This is a genomic window from Pedobacter sp. AC402 (assembly GCF_979252805.1).
In genome coordinates, this window is sequence record NZ_CEEDAI010000009.1 from 1,249,240 (window position 1) to 1,263,458 (window position 14,219).

Below are 14,219 nucleotides of genomic sequence, written 5' to 3' on the forward strand. Positions count from 1 at the left end.
TTCCTTTCGGTTGGGAGTGCAAAGGTAAGGATCTTTTTCAAACTTCCAAATAAAATAAATTTTATTTTTTTACTCTCTTTTTTCCTTTCCCCTTATTTCAATAGGCTGATTTTAGTCAGCCTTTCCGTCCTTCCGGAGCGGGCTGCAAAGGTAGCAATCTTTTCTTCACCTGCAACATTTATTTTAAAATAAATCCTGCCCTATCATCACCCTCTGCCATCCTTTCATTCAAAACCCTTCCTCCGAAGCGGGATGCAAAAGTAGGGAATTTCAGCTTATCCGCAAAGGAAATCCACGGAATATCAACAGATCCGACGTAACTCGATGGTTTTCAATAAGAAAAATTTAATGGGGAAGGCAAACTTTTTGGAAGTTAACGTGTTTATAGCGGTTTTGTTCACGGGGGATTGCACGGTTTTATCTGCGCTCGACTGTTTGAAAATCAGAAAGACCCTGCTAGCTAAACCCGGCAGCAGCGGCAGCGCCCGGCTTTTCGCCGCGACTACAGCGAATGACTTTTATAGTAGTACGGAATAGACTTTACAAAAAAAAATAAAAATCCTTTTAAGATGGGTTAATTGATCGATAAAAACCCTACGAATTAAGATTTAATAATAACAATCAATTTTTTAACTAAAGTAATGATTGCAACCAAAACAATTCCAGCAACGAGACCAAAGCCAAATTCTCTAATAATTGATGGACAAGTAGGGAAAACATGATGTAAAAATGCTATGTTATGTGCAAATATTCCACCTGACACCAGGATTAAAGCAACGGTACCAACTACACTTAATATTTTAATTATAATTGGTAACGACTGAACCAACAACTTTCCAATGCGTGACAGTATCCCCTTTTCACCGTAAGCTTTGATTAACCTGTAACCAACATCATCCATTCGAACAATTGCTGCTACAATTCCATAAACACCAATTGTAGCCAATAAAGCGACAACAGAAACGGTCATAATCTGAATAGCAAGTTTTTGATCTAATACGCTGCCCAATGCGATGATTACGATTTCTATTGAAAGGATAAAATCAGTGGTAATGGCAGATCTGATTTTTACCTTTTCTGCAGCTTCTCCTTCCTGAATAACTTCCTTTGCTTCTGCTTGCGAAGATTTGGCCTTATGAAAAAAATATTCTACTATTTTTTCCACTCCTTCAAAAGCTAAATATAAACCACCGAGAACCAAAATCACTTTAATCGCTACGGGAAAAAAAACATTTAAGAGTAATGCTATTGGAACAATAATAATTTTATTAACTAAAGACCCTTTTGTGATTGCCCAAAGCACTGGCAGTTCTCTAGATGAAAGAAAACCAGTTGATTTTTCTGCGTTCACGGCTAAGTCATCACCCAAAATTCCAGCAGTCTTCTTAGCAGCAACCTTTGCAGTTACTGCTACATCATCCATTAACGCACCTATATCATCTAAAATCGCAAAAAAACCCGAAGCCATATCTAATTATTAATGTTGCAAAATATCAATTCCTTTTTAGATTATCTTATTAAATTAAAAATCCCTATCGTTATAATATATCCAAACTGGATTAACTAAATTTAGGAGTGGAAGTAATTATTATAAAATTTAAAATGATAAACCAAGAACATCGGAAGGAGGGTTTAGTTTGAATATTTATTCAAAAAAGTAAAACGGGTAAAGTCTTTTCGTAAATCAGATAATCAGCGGGAACCTAACCATCAACCAGTTAGAAATTGAGTACAGCTCCGTTTCGATATGATCCTTTAAGTTTTCTTAACTTCTTAATGGTTGAATAAACAATCTGCGGAGATCTGCATAATCTGTAGGAAACAGCCTTCTTACTATTTAGAAATTGAGGTAAATAAAGAAAGGGTTTCCATGCCAACATAGTGCTTCTTCATGCCGGGAAGAAAAATCAGAAATGCTGATAGGACTGCCTTAAACGAAGAAAACCCTTCAACATTTCTGCTGAAGGGTTTCTTTTAAGATTTGGCACCGACCTACTCTCCCACGTGTTACCGCAGTACCATCGGCTCTGGTGGGCTTAACTTCTCTGTTCGGAATGGGAAGAGGTGGACACCACCGATATAGGCACCTAAATATTTTATTGAGGTAGAAGGTGGAGGGTGTAAAGGTGGAGGGAAACCCTGAACCTTAAGCCTTTCGCCTTAAACCTTAAACAGTATTGAAAGAAGTTATTATGAAGAACAAACAACAGTCTGTTTGCTTTGAAAGCTTCGGATGATTAGTACTACTCGACTGTGCTGTCACCAGCTTTACATCTGTAGCCTATCAACGTAGTAGTCTTCTACGGTCCTATATGGAATTCTCATCTCGTGGCTAGTTTCGCACTTAGATGCTTTCAGCGCTTATCTATTCCCAGCGTAGCTACTCTGCAATGCCCCTGGCGGAACAACAGATTCACTAGAGGCTGGTCCAACCCGGTCCTCTCGTACTAAGGTCAGCCCCACTCAAAATTCCTACGCCCACAACAGATAGGGACCGAACTGTCTCGCGACGTTCTGAACCCAGCTCGCGTGCCACTTTAATCGGCGAACAGCCGAACCCTTGGGACCTTCTCCAGCCCCAGGATGTGACGAGCCGACATCGAGGTGCCAAACCTCCCCGTCGATATGAGCTCTTGGGGGAGATCAGCCTGTTATCCCCAGCGTACCTTTTATCCTTTGAGCGATGGCCCTTCCATGCAGAACCACCGGATCACTATATCCGTCTTTCGACCCTGATCGACTTGTCTGTCTCACAGTCAAGCAAGCTTATGCTATTGCACTCCGCGTACGGTTACCAAGCGTACTGAGCTTACCTTTGAAAGCCTCCGTTACCTTTTTGGAGGCGACCACCCCAGTCAAACTACCCATCAAACAATGTCTCCCGAATGATCGGGATTAGACACCGAATACAGAAAGGGTGGTATTTCAACGTTGGCTCCACGACGCCTAGCGACGCCGCTTCAAAGCCTCCCACCTATCCTACACATCCTGTATCCAATGTCAATGTTAAATTGTAGTGAAGGTGCATGGGGTCTTTCCGTCCCGTTGCGGGTACCCGGCGTCTTCACCGGGACCACAATTTCACCGAGCTCATGGCTGAGACAGCGCCCAGATCGTTACACCATTCGTGCAGGTCGGAACTTACCCGACAAGGAATTTCGCTACCTTAGGACCGTTATAGTTACGGCCGCCGTTTACTGGGGCTTCGATTCAATGCTTCTCTTACGATGACATCCCCTCTTAACCTTCCAGCACCGGGCAGGTGTCAGGCCTTATACCTCATCTTTCGATTTTGCAAAGCCATGTGTTTTTGTTAAACAGTCGCCTGGGCCTTTTCACTGCGGCTTACATTGCTGCAAGCGCCCCTTCTCCCGAAGTTACAGGGCCATTTTGCCGAGTTCCTTAGCCATGATTCACTCGAGCACCTTAGAATCCTCTTCCCGGAGTACCTGTGTCGGTTTGCGGTACGGGTTTTTATAACCTGAAGCTTAGCGGTTTTTCTTGGAAGTCTGATTACCTGCGCTATCCGCTTACCCGAAGGCTCGCGGTACTATCGACTTTCAGCTAGATCGGCGGATTTGCCTACCGTTCTAATACCTACTGTCTTTAACGATCTATTCCGTCAGATCGCGGCAGTGTCACTACTCCGTCCCCACATCGCAGTTATAAAAAGTACTGGAATATTAACCAGTTGTCCATCGAATTTCCCCTTCGGGTTCTCCTTAGGTCCCGACTGACCCTGATCCGATTAGCGTTGATCAGGAAACCTTATCCTTTCGGTGGGCGGGTTTCTCTCCCGCCTTATCGTTACTTATGCCTACATTTGCTTTTCTATACGCTCCAGCACCCATTACCAGATACCTTCGCTGCATATAGAATGCTCCCCTACCGATATATTTCAATCCCATAGCTTCGGTGAACAGTTTAATGCCCGTTTATTATCCATGCCCGATCGCTCGACTAGTGAGCTGTTACGCACTCTTTAAATGAATGGCTGCTTCCAAGCCAACATCCTAGCTGTCTGTGCAATCGGACCTCGTTAGTTCAACTTAACTGTCACTTGGGGACCTTAGCTGATGGTCTGGGTTCTTTCCCTCTCGGCGCGTGACCTTAGCACCCCGCGCCTCACTGCAGATCATATTTCATAGCATTCGGAGTTTGTCTGGATTTGGTAGGATTTGACTCCCCCGCACCCAATCAGTAGCTCTACCTCTATGAAACTTAATATCCACGCTGTTCCTAAAAACATTTCGGGGAGTACGAGCTATTTCCCAGTTTGATTAGCCTTTCACCCCTACCCACAGATCATCCGGAAACTTTTCAACGTTTATCGGTTCGGTCCTCCAGTACGTGTTACCGCACCTTCAACCTGTCCATGGGTAGATCACAAGGTTTCGCGTCTACCCCCTCTGACTATACGCCCTGTTCAGACTCGCTTTCGCTTCGGATCCGTGCCTGAAGCACTTAACCTTGCCAGAGAGGAGTAACTCGTAGGCTCATTATGCAAAAGGCACGCCGTCACACCACTTGGATGCTCCGACCGCTTGTAAGTACACGGTTTCAGGTTCTATTTCACTCCCCTGTTCGGGGTTCTTTTCACCTTTCCCTCACGGTACTGGTTCACTATCGGTCTCTCAGGAGTATTTAGCCTTACCGGATGGTGCCGGCAGATTCCCACAAGGCGTCTCCGACCTCGCGGTACTCAGGATACTACTAGACTGGTATTCTATACGTGTACAGGGCTATCACCTTGTGTCGCCGGGCTTCCCATCCCGTTCCACTTCTGTTTACCAATGCCACATCGTAGTCCTACAACCCCCACTTTGCCGTAACAAAGTAGGTTTGGGCTCTTTCCCTTTCGCTCGCCACTACTTAGGAAATCATTGTTATTTTCTCTTCCTCTGCTTACTTAGATGTTTCAGTTCGGCAGGTTTGCTCATTATATGTGACTAGTCTTCAACTAGCCGGGTTGCCCCATTCGGAAATCTTCGGATCAGTTCCTATTTGCAAATACCCGAAGCTTATCGCAGCTTATCACGTCCTTCATCGCCTCTGAGAGCCAAGGCATCCCCCGTGTACTCTTTATTACTTTCTTCTACTCATATGCCTTTTGCGCCATATGGTATGCTTTTTTTGCTCTTGTCATGATGTCTCATACTTATCGGTTTCTTGCGATCCCTTTAAGCGAGCACAAACACAACAGTCGCCTATTGTTGTTTGCTCTTCTTTTTTAACTTCTTCCAATATGTCAAAGAACTTTACTGAGGCTGAAGGCCGAAGGTATAAAGGCGGAGGGTTTCATTGTCCCCAACCTAAGCTCCGTTTCAGCTCCGTTAGTAAAAAACTGCGGTCTCGAACCGTTCCATACATTTGATCGTATGTGCCCCATGGCGTTTCTTCTTTTCTTAATCTTTATGTCAATGTATATTATCTATCCCGGTAATAAGGTTGTATTATGTGTTTTTTGAAAGCTTTCAGCTTTGGTCTTTAAGCTTTATGCTCAAATGTGGAGAATAACGGAGTCGAACCGTTGACCTCCTGCGTGCAAGGCAGGCGCTCTAGCCAGCTGAGCTAATCCCCCAAAAGGATCTTAATGTGTAGTCCCGTCCAGATTTGAACTGGAGACCCCTACATTATCAGTGTAGTGCTCTAACCAGGCTGAGCTACGGGACTTCTTGATTTTAAGGTAGGCTTAATAGTTGCAGTATATAGTATCTTACCGCTACTGCTTCCCTTTTTGGCTTACCCTTCATGTCTCCGTTGCGCTTGCCTTTATAGCAGCCCACCGTTTTCTTCTGGGTGTTTCTTTTTTCTCTTGTTTTTTTAAAGTATCCGGTATCTGTGCCCTCCGCCTTTCAGCTTTGGTCTTTTACCTTTTACCTTATTTGAAATATCATGTTGCGTGGCGAGTAGGCGGTGCTACTCCAGAAAGGAGGTATTCCAGCCGCACCTTCCGGTACGGCTACCTTGTTACGACTTAGCCCCAGTTATCGGTTTTACCCTAGGACGCTCCTTGCGGTTACATACTTTAGGTACCCCCAACTTCCATGGCTTGACGGGCGGTGTGTACAAGGCCCGGGAACGTATTCACCGCGTCATTGCTGATACGCGATTACTAGCGAATCCAACTTCATGGGGTCGAGTTGCAGACCCCAATCCGAACTGTGAACGGCTTTGTGAGATTCGCATACCGTTGCCGGCTAGCTGCCCTCTGTACCGTCCATTGTAGCACGTGTGTAGCCCCGGACGTAAGGGCCATGATGACTTGACGTCGTCCCCTCCTTCCTCTCTGTTTGCACAGGCAGTCTGTTTAGAGTCCCCACCATAACGTGCTGGCAACTAAACATAGGGGTTGCGCTCGTTGCGGGACTTAACCCAACACCTCACGGCACGAGCTGACGACAGCCATGCAGCACCTAGTTTCGTGTGATTGCTCACTCATTTATCTCTAAATGATTCACTAACTTTCAAGCCCGGGTAAGGTTCCTCGCGTATCATCGAATTAAACCACATGCTCCTCCGCTTGTGCGGGCCCCCGTCAATTCCTTTGAGTTTCACTCTTGCGAGCGTACTCCCCAGGTGGAACACTTAACGCTTTCGCTTAGCCGCTGACTGTGTACCGCCAACAGCGAGTGTTCATCGTTTAGGGCGTGGACTACCAGGGTATCTAATCCTGTTTGATCCCCACGCTTTCGTGCCTCAGCGTCAATAAGACCATAGTAAGCTGCCTTCGCAATCGGTGTTCTGAGACATATCTATGCATTTCACCGCTACTTGTCTCATTCCGCCTACCTCTAGTCCATTCAAGCCCATCAGTATCAAGGGCACTGCGATAGTTGAGCTACCGTCTTTCACCCCTGACTTAACAGGCCGCCTACGCACCCTTTAAACCCAATAAATCCGGATAACGCTTGGATCCTCCGTATTACCGCGGCTGCTGGCACGGAGTTAGCCGATCCTTATTCTTCCGGTACATTCAGCTTCCTACACGTAGAAAGGTTTATTCCCGGATAAAAGCAGTTTACAACCCATAGGGCAGTCTTCCTGCACGCGGCATGGCTGGTTCAGAGTTGCCTCCATTGACCAATATTCCTTACTGCTGCCTCCCGTAGGAGTCTGGTCCGTGTCTCAGTACCAGTGTGGGGGGCCATCCTCTCAGATCCCCTAGTCATCGTCGCCTTGGTGGGCCGTTACCCCGCCAACTAGCTAATGACACGCATGCCCATCTCAATCCCATAAATGTTTGATCATTGGATAATGCCATCCTGTGATTTTATGCGGTATTAATCCGGATTTCTCCGGGCTATCCCCAGATTAAGGTAGGTTGCATACGCGTTACGCACCCGTGCGCCACTTTCAAATCCAGCAAGCTGGATAATCTCGTTCGACTTGCATGTATTAGGCCTGCCGCTAGCGTTCATCCTGAGCCAGGATCAAACTCTCCATTGTAAAATGTGTTGTAAGATGCTGACCAGTTTTAACTATTGTTAAAAATAGTCTTCTTTTTTGTTATGTTGTCTGTTAGACACCACCTTTAAAATAAAGCTACGTAATCATGTACTTTGATCGGTACTCCATTACCTCGCTACGCTACATTGACATCTCTTTTAAGAACTTGCTGACCTGGTAACCTCACGGCCGGCCATTGTATATATCTTCGGTTTCAGTTTGGAAAAGTCTTGTTCGTCTTCCCCGTGTTTCATCCGTTTCAATCTTTTTTCTGTTTGCTTTCCGCAACATCCGCTGCTCAGCTTTTTGCCCTTCCTTTCGGTTGGGAGTGCAAAGGTAAGGATCTTTTTCAAACTTCCAAATAAAATAAATTTTATTTTTTTGATCTTCTTTTTCCTTTCCTTTATTTCAACTTGCTGATTTTATTCAGCTTTCCGTCCTTCCGGAGCGGGATGCAAAGGTAGCAATCTTTTCTTCACCCGCAACATTTATTTTAAAATAAATCCTGCCTTATCATCACCCTCTGCCATCCTTTCATTCAAAACCCTTCCTCCGAAGCGGGATGCAAAAGTAGGGAATTTCAGCTTATCCGCAAAGAAAATCCACGGAATATGGAAAGGTCCGACGTAACTCGATGGTTTTCAGAAAGAAAAATTTAATGGGGAAGGCAAACTTTTTGGAACTTAACGTGTTTATAGGGGTTTTGTTCATAGGGATTGCAAGGTTTCATCTGCGCCCAGCTGTTTCAGGTTACCGGAAAACCCTGCAAAATAAACCCGATTAAAATGAAAAGCCCGCAGCGCAGTGAGGACTTGTAATGAAAAGCGGGAAGAAACTTATATAGTAGCAAGGAACAGGCTTTACAGATAACAATAAACACATTGGTGGATTTCTGAAATTCTACAACATATATTAAAGCTTACAAATGCTTATGCCTACCTATATAGTAACAATAAATTTTAAACAATATTTAATACTTTTATGCTTTTATTATAATTATCCCCAAAAAACATGAAGTTCCTATTCAAACTAAACCTTTCTCTCCTTTTTATCGGAATAGTTGAGGTTGGTTATGCTCAAAATTACAAAAACGAGCTTGTTATTATTTCTGAAAACGACGCTTACATAGATATTACAAGTGACCGCTATTATACTAATGGCGCATTTATTAAATATAGGCATGCATTAAACGGAGAAAATTTAAAAACGGGAAGAAGCAAGGAGATTATCGGTTTCGAACTTGGTCAAAAAATATATAACCCTTATTATAGTTTTGTACCAAACCCTGCGCTGCACGACCGCCCGTTTACAGCTTATCTTTATGGCGAGGCAAATTATAGCCGTTACTTCACCAATAAACAGATGCTTAAGGTTTCTGCACAGGTTGGAATTACGGGTAAAGATGCCCTGGGGTGAACAATTTCAGAAGGCATTTCATAAATTAGTTGGGCAAAATCAAATTGAGGGTTGGGAATATGGCTTAAATAGCGAACCGAACGTTAAACCTAGGTGCAGAATATAACAAGCTTCTGATTGAAACAAATAATAAAATATTTGATGTTACCGGAACTGCTTCGGCTGCACTTGGCAATGTAATTACGAAAGCAAACCTGGGCGCAATGTTCGGTTTGGGCAGATTTAATGATATGGATGGCTCAAGCTGCCTTTAACAGTTTGGTAAGTAATAATAATGTAAACAAGGCGCAACGGAAGTATGAGCTTTTCTTACTGTAAGTCCGCAGTTACATGCTATTGCTTTTAATTCCAGTTTACAGGGTGGCTTATTTTTAAATGATAAGGGCCCAATTACCTTTAAACCCAAACCTATAGTATTTACCACACAGGTTGGTTTAACTTTTGCCATTGCACGTTGGACGGCCAATTATACTGCTACCTTTACTTCTAACGAGGTTAAAAATAGTGCTACTGGCTATCGCTACGCCTTTTATAGTCTTGCTTACCGTTTTAGTAAAAGCTAATGAAAAAAAAAATACTCATTTTAGTTATAGTGCTTACTGGCTTCACATTTGCGAAAGCTCAAATTGCGCCAGAAAATCATTCGATTATTTTGAAGCCTGTATTTGGTACGCACGTAAATAGTGACCAAGGACACTTATTTCAGGATCAGATTACGGGTTTTGATGCGGCTTATTTTAAAGATATTAGCCAGAACAGCGATAAATGGATTGATTTTATTGGGGCAAAATCATACGGGATTGGTTTTATTTTCAGAGATCTGAGTAAATTGAAGGGTACTAAGGATACTTCTGAACATGCGTTCGGGCAGGTATATGGCCTGGTTGCACAAATGGATTTTGAGTTGTTTAAAATTGGGAAAGTCAAATTTAACTTTACACCGGGTGTTGGCCTGGGCTATACCAATAAGTATTATTATAACAACACCAAAAATAGATTTTTAGGAAGCCCTATTAATGAAACGATAAAAGCTGATTTGGGCATAGAACTGCCGATAAGCAAATATACTGATTTAATGGCGGGCTTTGGTTTTTTGCATGTATCTAACGGTGGCGCAACTGTTCCAAATGGCGGATTGAATACCGGAAATGTTTACATCGGGCTTAAACTAAACAATCAAAAGGCATTAACAGCTGAGCGGAAGAGTACATATACTACGCTCCAAAGAAATTCTGTTGAGCTTAGTGCTGGTTTAGGTGCAAGGGGATTATTTGGCGACCGCACAAAAAGCTTATATAAAAGCGGATTGTATGCCGGTTACAATTTCTACCTTAACGATGTAATATCTTTGAAAGCAGGAGGAGATGCTGTTTACTATTTCACCACTTTTGATCCGAACAATTATGCCGGTACTTTCCAGAATTACGGCTCATCGTATGATAAATGGCGTACAGGTATTAGTGTGGGTGCAGATATTAATTTATGGCGTATTACAGTTGCAGCTCAAATCGGGAAGTATATCCACTATAATAGGTTAATGGAAAAAGCAACATGGTACTGGACATTCGGCCCCACCTATAACATTACGCCACATTTGGGTTTACAAGCAAAAACCTATATGCACTTTGCCCAGGCAGATTATGTTAACTGGGGTATAGTTTACAGGTTTTAATATTGCCCTGTACTTAACAATACTAAGGTGCATGCTTCAACTGGCTCAATATCATGCTGATCCAGAAGTTTTTCGAGTTCATAATTCTCGGTACCTGGATTAAAAATTACGCGTTTGGGTTTAGTTGCCAAAATATAATCGTGGTATTGTGGCTGCAGCGCAGGACCGATATATAAGGTGATGGTATCAATATCGTTGTAAATTTCGCCGGGTTTTTCAATTTCTACCCCCGCAACCTCTCCTTTTTTTATCCCAACATTTACAATTTCGTGGTTAAAACGTTTGAGCATATTTGCTGCTTTATATGCGTATCTTGATGGATCTGGCGATGCACCTATAATTAGGGTCTTTTTCATTTTTTAGTAAATTAAATACACAGTTTGAGTATTACTGAGATTAAAACTTGGAAAGTAAAGCAATTTGCCCTGAATGATAGGCATGGTGCTGTGCCAATCCACTTACAAGTTCTACATTGGTTACAGCTGTTCCTAAAGCTGGGTTTCGTTCGCTTTTCACTTCATCATCCCACTGGTTATCTTTAATTGCTTCGCAAACCCTGATCAATTCTTCATTTGCAATTTTAAAATTGAAGATAATACGCTCCCAATCTTTTGGCGTTCTACCTTCTGGCTCAGGCCAATCACCCATTGCAGGTTCTTCAGCTGGTTTACCTGTTAATCTTGAAGAAACTTCTTCCGTCCATGCGGTTAAATGCAGGGCAATTTCAGCAATAGAATGGGCACCTGGAACAAAATGATTAAATGCACTTTCGGGATTAACGTTATTAAGCGTTTGCATTACATGATTACCATGCCAGGCATCGCCATTAAAGGCTTTTTTTATTTCATTCGTGATATTAAACATACCAAAACAACAATTGGTACAATATAAAGTTTGTTATGATGCGCTTAATATTGCATTTGCACAATTAATGCCATCTATTGCCGCCGATACAATTCCACCTGCATAACCGGCCCCTTCGGCACAAGGATACAAACCTTTTACCTGTGGATGCTGATAGGATTCTTTATCTCTGGGAATTCTGACCGGTGAAGATGTTCTACTCTCTACCCCAACTAAAATTGCCTCGTTTGTATAATAACCTTTTATCTTTTTGCCGAACAAAGGCAGTGCTGCACGCAAACTATCGGATACAAAATTGGGCAAAATATTATCGAGCATTGAACTTTTGGTACCTGGGAGATATGAATTTTTCGGCAGATCGATAGATAACTTATTGTTTACGAAATCGACCATGCGTTGTGCGGGTGCTACCAAGTTACCTCCACCAGCCTCAAAAGCCATTTTTTCAATTTCTGATTGAAAATGCAACATCCTTAAGGGATCATAGCCCTGAACATCATCCAAAGTAACCTGAACCACAGTACCAGAATTGGCATATGGATTATTACGCTTTGATGGCGACCAGCCGTTAACTACAATTTCATTTTCGCCTGTAGCACAGGGAGCGATAATGCCTCCCGGACACATACAAAAAGAAAATACACCACGGCTACCTACCTGCTCTACCAAGCTGTAATATGCCGGCGGTAAAAATTCTGAACGGATATCGCAATGGTATTGTGCGGCATCAATAATTTGCTGAGGATGCTCAATCCTTACACCCAAGGCAAAAGGCTTGGCCTCGATCAGGATATTTTTACGGTTTAACAGTTCATATATATCTCTAGCTGAATGACCGGTGGCAAGGATAACCTCGTCGGCAAACAGCTTTTCTTCAAAATTGATTTCTATTCCTTTTACTTTACCAAATTCGACCAAAATATCAGTCATCTGGCTATCGAACATCACCTCACCCCCAGCATTTAAAATCGTATCTTTAATGGAAGTGATGATATGCGGAAGTTTGTTTGTACCGATATGCGGACGGGCATCTATGGCAATATCAGGCTCTGCGCCGTGATTTACAAAAACCTGAAGCACTTTATTAATATCGCCACGTTTATTGGATCGGGTATATAATTTACCGTCTGAGTAAGTACCCGCACCTCCCTCTCCATAACAATAATTAGATTCGGTATTTACCAATCCTTGTTTATTAATGGCAGCTAAATCTCTGCGGCGCTGTTTTACATCTTTACCACGCTCGATAATAATTGGTTTCAATCCATTTTCGATACATTGCAAGGCAGCAAATAATCCTGCCGGACCAGCTCCAATGATAATTACGGGTTTAGCCGCACTTACATTTGGATAATTTATTGTATACACTTCCGGAATGGCTTCTTCATCAACAAAAACTTTTATTTGAAGGCGGAAGATAACTTTTCGGGAACGGGCATCAATCGATCTTTTAAGAATTTCGTAGCCTTTGATTCTAGCTTCGGGTAGCTTTAAAGCTTGAGCAAGTTTTTGGTTGATCAGCTCGGTTTGCTCTACCTCATGAGGGAGCAATGTAATTTCGATGTCTTTTTGCATAACATGTCGGGTTTTTATCCCGAACAGTACAAAGATAGATATCTGACAGCATATTTGATGATTTCAGCTTATGAATAAAAACTATTAGCAGACTAAGTAATGCTTTTATTTTTGGAAAGCAATTGCAGTATTTCATTGGAAACTATAGTCCCGCTCCCTCTTCTGCCGACTGAAGAAATCGGCATCTCGCTCCGATCGGGTTTAATGAGGTTATTTTCTGCTACTATGCCGGTTTTCAGTGCTACGAACCTAAGTTTATAGCCCCGATCGGAGCGGGCATCCCGATTTAAGCACTGGTTTATGTTATATTTGGTGTGCTTGCTTGTTTCACAGGGTTTCTATCGGGATAAAGCAAAGAGCGGGACAACCATACAAAAAAGCGAAAAGCTTTGCGCTCCCCCAAAAAAAAGAACAGGCTTATATACTTAAATTACCTAATCAAAATATCCTGATTTTTCCTTGTTAAATTTAAGTAGTTTCTTGTCAAGCTGTCAGATAAATACCTAAACTGTAACAAAGGCATGCAATTTGATATCTAATTCGTAAATTGACCATAATTCAATTCGATAAAAGACAAAAACCATAAAAATGAAAAGATTAATATTTGGAATTCTTGCTGCAGTAATTGCGGTTAGCACTTTAAGTTCATGCGGTTACAACAGCATGGTTAAATTGGATGAGAACGTTAAATCGAAATGGGGAACTGTACAAACCCAATATCAAAGAAGGGCAGATTTAATTCCTAACCTTGTAGCTACCGTTAAAGGTGCAGCAAAATTTGAACAAGGTACTTTAACTGCCGTAACAGAGGCCCGTGCCAAAGCAACACAGATGACGGTTAAGGCTGATGAATTAACACCAGAAAACATTCAGAAATACCAGGCTGCTCAAGGGCAATTAAGCCAGGCTTTAGGAAAATTATTATCCATCACTGAAAATTATCCGGAATTGAGGGCTACACAACAGTTTAGCGATTTATCTGCTCAGTTGGAAAGTACTGAAAACAGAATTACTGTTGCACGTAAGGATTTTAATGATGCTGTACAGGAGTATAATGGTAAAATAAGGTCGTTCCCTACCAATTTAACTGCAGGTATGTTCGGTTTTAAACCAAAAGGATATTTTGAAGCAGATGCTTCTGCTAAAGATGCACCCAAAGTAGAATTTTAATTTTTTAAGTACAATAGATAAGGGTAGTAAATGTTTATTTAACTGAACATTTATTACCCTTTTTACTTCATAT

The 14,219-nt window shown here is 42.3% G+C and carries 7 protein-coding genes, 2 tRNA genes, 3 rRNA genes and 1 pseudogene; 4 read left to right on the top strand and 9 right to left on the bottom strand.

Annotated elements, in window-relative coordinates; translation table 11 throughout:
• Positions 1-601 precede the first annotated feature (601 nt).
• From AC0IWE_RS16310 to AC0IWE_RS16335, 6 genes are all read right to left on the bottom strand, one after another.
• Complete coding sequence (locus tag AC0IWE_RS16310) at positions 602-1,468, bottom strand: DUF808 domain-containing protein (RefSeq protein ID WP_471793855.1); 867 nt, start codon at positions 1,466-1,468, stop codon at positions 602-604.
• 511 nt (positions 1,469-1,979) lie between these two features.
• Positions 1,980-2,091: ribosomal RNA gene (gene rrf, locus AC0IWE_RS16315) — 5S ribosomal RNA — on the bottom strand.
• A 127-nt stretch (positions 2,092-2,218) separates the two neighbouring features.
• Positions 2,219-5,095, bottom strand: a 23S ribosomal RNA gene (locus tag AC0IWE_RS16320).
• A 412-nt stretch (positions 5,096-5,507) separates the two neighbouring features.
• Positions 5,508-5,581: transfer RNA gene (locus AC0IWE_RS16325), tRNA-Ala, on the bottom strand.
• Positions 5,582-5,598: 17 nt separating this feature from the next.
• Positions 5,599-5,673 (bottom strand) — tRNA-Ile (locus tag AC0IWE_RS16330).
• A gap of 255 nt (positions 5,674-5,928) precedes the next feature.
• Positions 5,929-7,449 (bottom strand): 16S ribosomal RNA (locus AC0IWE_RS16335).
• The 16S, 23S and 5S rRNA genes sit together here with 2 tRNA genes alongside, the layout of an rRNA operon.
• 1,011 nt (positions 7,450-8,460) lie before the next feature.
• Here AC0IWE_RS16335 and AC0IWE_RS16340 point away from each other — a divergent pair.
• The 3 genes and pseudogenes from AC0IWE_RS16340 to AC0IWE_RS16350 all read left to right on the top strand — a co-directional run bounded on the left by AC0IWE_RS16340 (position 8,461) and on the right by AC0IWE_RS16350 (position 10,537).
• A complete protein-coding gene (locus tag AC0IWE_RS16340; RefSeq protein WP_471793856.1) occupies positions 8,461-8,865 on the top strand; it encodes a lipid A-modifier LpxR family protein in 405 nt (134 codons plus the stop codon).
• A 326-nt stretch (positions 8,866-9,191) separates the two neighbouring features.
• Positions 9,192-9,428 (top strand): annotated as a pseudogene (locus AC0IWE_RS16345) (lipid A-modifier LpxR family protein); the annotation flags it as partial.
• A complete protein-coding gene (locus AC0IWE_RS16350) occupies positions 9,428-10,537 on the top strand; it encodes an acyloxyacyl hydrolase (protein ID WP_471793857.1) in 1,110 nt (369 codons plus the stop codon). The pseudogene AC0IWE_RS16345 and the gene AC0IWE_RS16350, both read left to right, overlap by 1 nt.
• Here the strand turns inward: AC0IWE_RS16350 and AC0IWE_RS16355 are convergent.
• The 3 genes from AC0IWE_RS16355 to AC0IWE_RS16365 are packed head-to-tail and all read right to left on the bottom strand — an operon-like array spanning position 10,534 to position 12,976.
• Complete coding sequence (locus tag AC0IWE_RS16355) at positions 10,534-10,893, bottom strand: CoA-binding protein (RefSeq protein ID WP_025145522.1); 360 nt, start codon at positions 10,891-10,893, stop codon at positions 10,534-10,536. The two genes, AC0IWE_RS16350 and AC0IWE_RS16355, sit on opposite strands and share 4 nt — an antisense overlap.
• 40 nt (positions 10,894-10,933) lie before the next feature.
• The gene (locus AC0IWE_RS16360) at positions 10,934-11,401 is read right to left on the bottom strand and encodes a DinB family protein (RefSeq protein ID WP_471793858.1); all 468 of its coding nucleotides are present in this window, start codon (positions 11,399-11,401) and stop codon (positions 10,934-10,936) included.
• Positions 11,402-11,434: 33 nt separating this feature from the next.
• Complete coding sequence (locus AC0IWE_RS16365) at positions 11,435-12,976, bottom strand: NAD(P)/FAD-dependent oxidoreductase (RefSeq protein WP_471793859.1); 1,542 nt, start codon at positions 12,974-12,976, stop codon at positions 11,435-11,437.
• Between the two features lie 588 nt (positions 12,977-13,564).
• Here AC0IWE_RS16365 and AC0IWE_RS16370 point away from each other — a divergent pair.
• Complete coding sequence (locus AC0IWE_RS16370; RefSeq protein WP_055907879.1) at positions 13,565-14,146, top strand: LemA family protein; 582 nt, start codon at positions 13,565-13,567, stop codon at positions 14,144-14,146.
• The last annotated feature ends 73 nt before the right edge of the window (positions 14,147-14,219 follow it).

Excerpts from the sequence above, each read along its gene's own strand:
- AC0IWE_RS16310 (WP_471793855.1), bottom strand. The coding sequence starts at position 1,468 with ATGGCTTCGGGTTTTTTTGCGATTTTAGATGATATAGGTGCGTTAATG.
- AC0IWE_RS16340 (WP_471793856.1), top strand. The coding sequence starts at position 8,461 with ATGAAGTTCCTATTCAAACTAAACCTTTCTCTCCTTTTTATCGGAATA.
- AC0IWE_RS16350 (WP_471793857.1), top strand. The coding sequence starts at position 9,428 with ATGAAAAAAAAAATACTCATTTTAGTTATAGTGCTTACTGGCTTCACA.
- AC0IWE_RS16355 (WP_025145522.1), bottom strand. The coding sequence starts at position 10,893 with ATGAAAAAGACCCTAATTATAGGTGCATCGCCAGATCCATCAAGATAC.
- AC0IWE_RS16360 (WP_471793858.1), bottom strand. The coding sequence starts at position 11,401 with ATGTTTAATATCACGAATGAAATAAAAAAAGCCTTTAATGGCGATGCC.
- AC0IWE_RS16365 (WP_471793859.1), bottom strand. The coding sequence starts at position 12,976 with ATGCAAAAAGACATCGAAATTACATTGCTCCCTCATGAGGTAGAGCAA.
- AC0IWE_RS16370 (WP_055907879.1), top strand. The coding sequence starts at position 13,565 with ATGAAAAGATTAATATTTGGAATTCTTGCTGCAGTAATTGCGGTTAGC.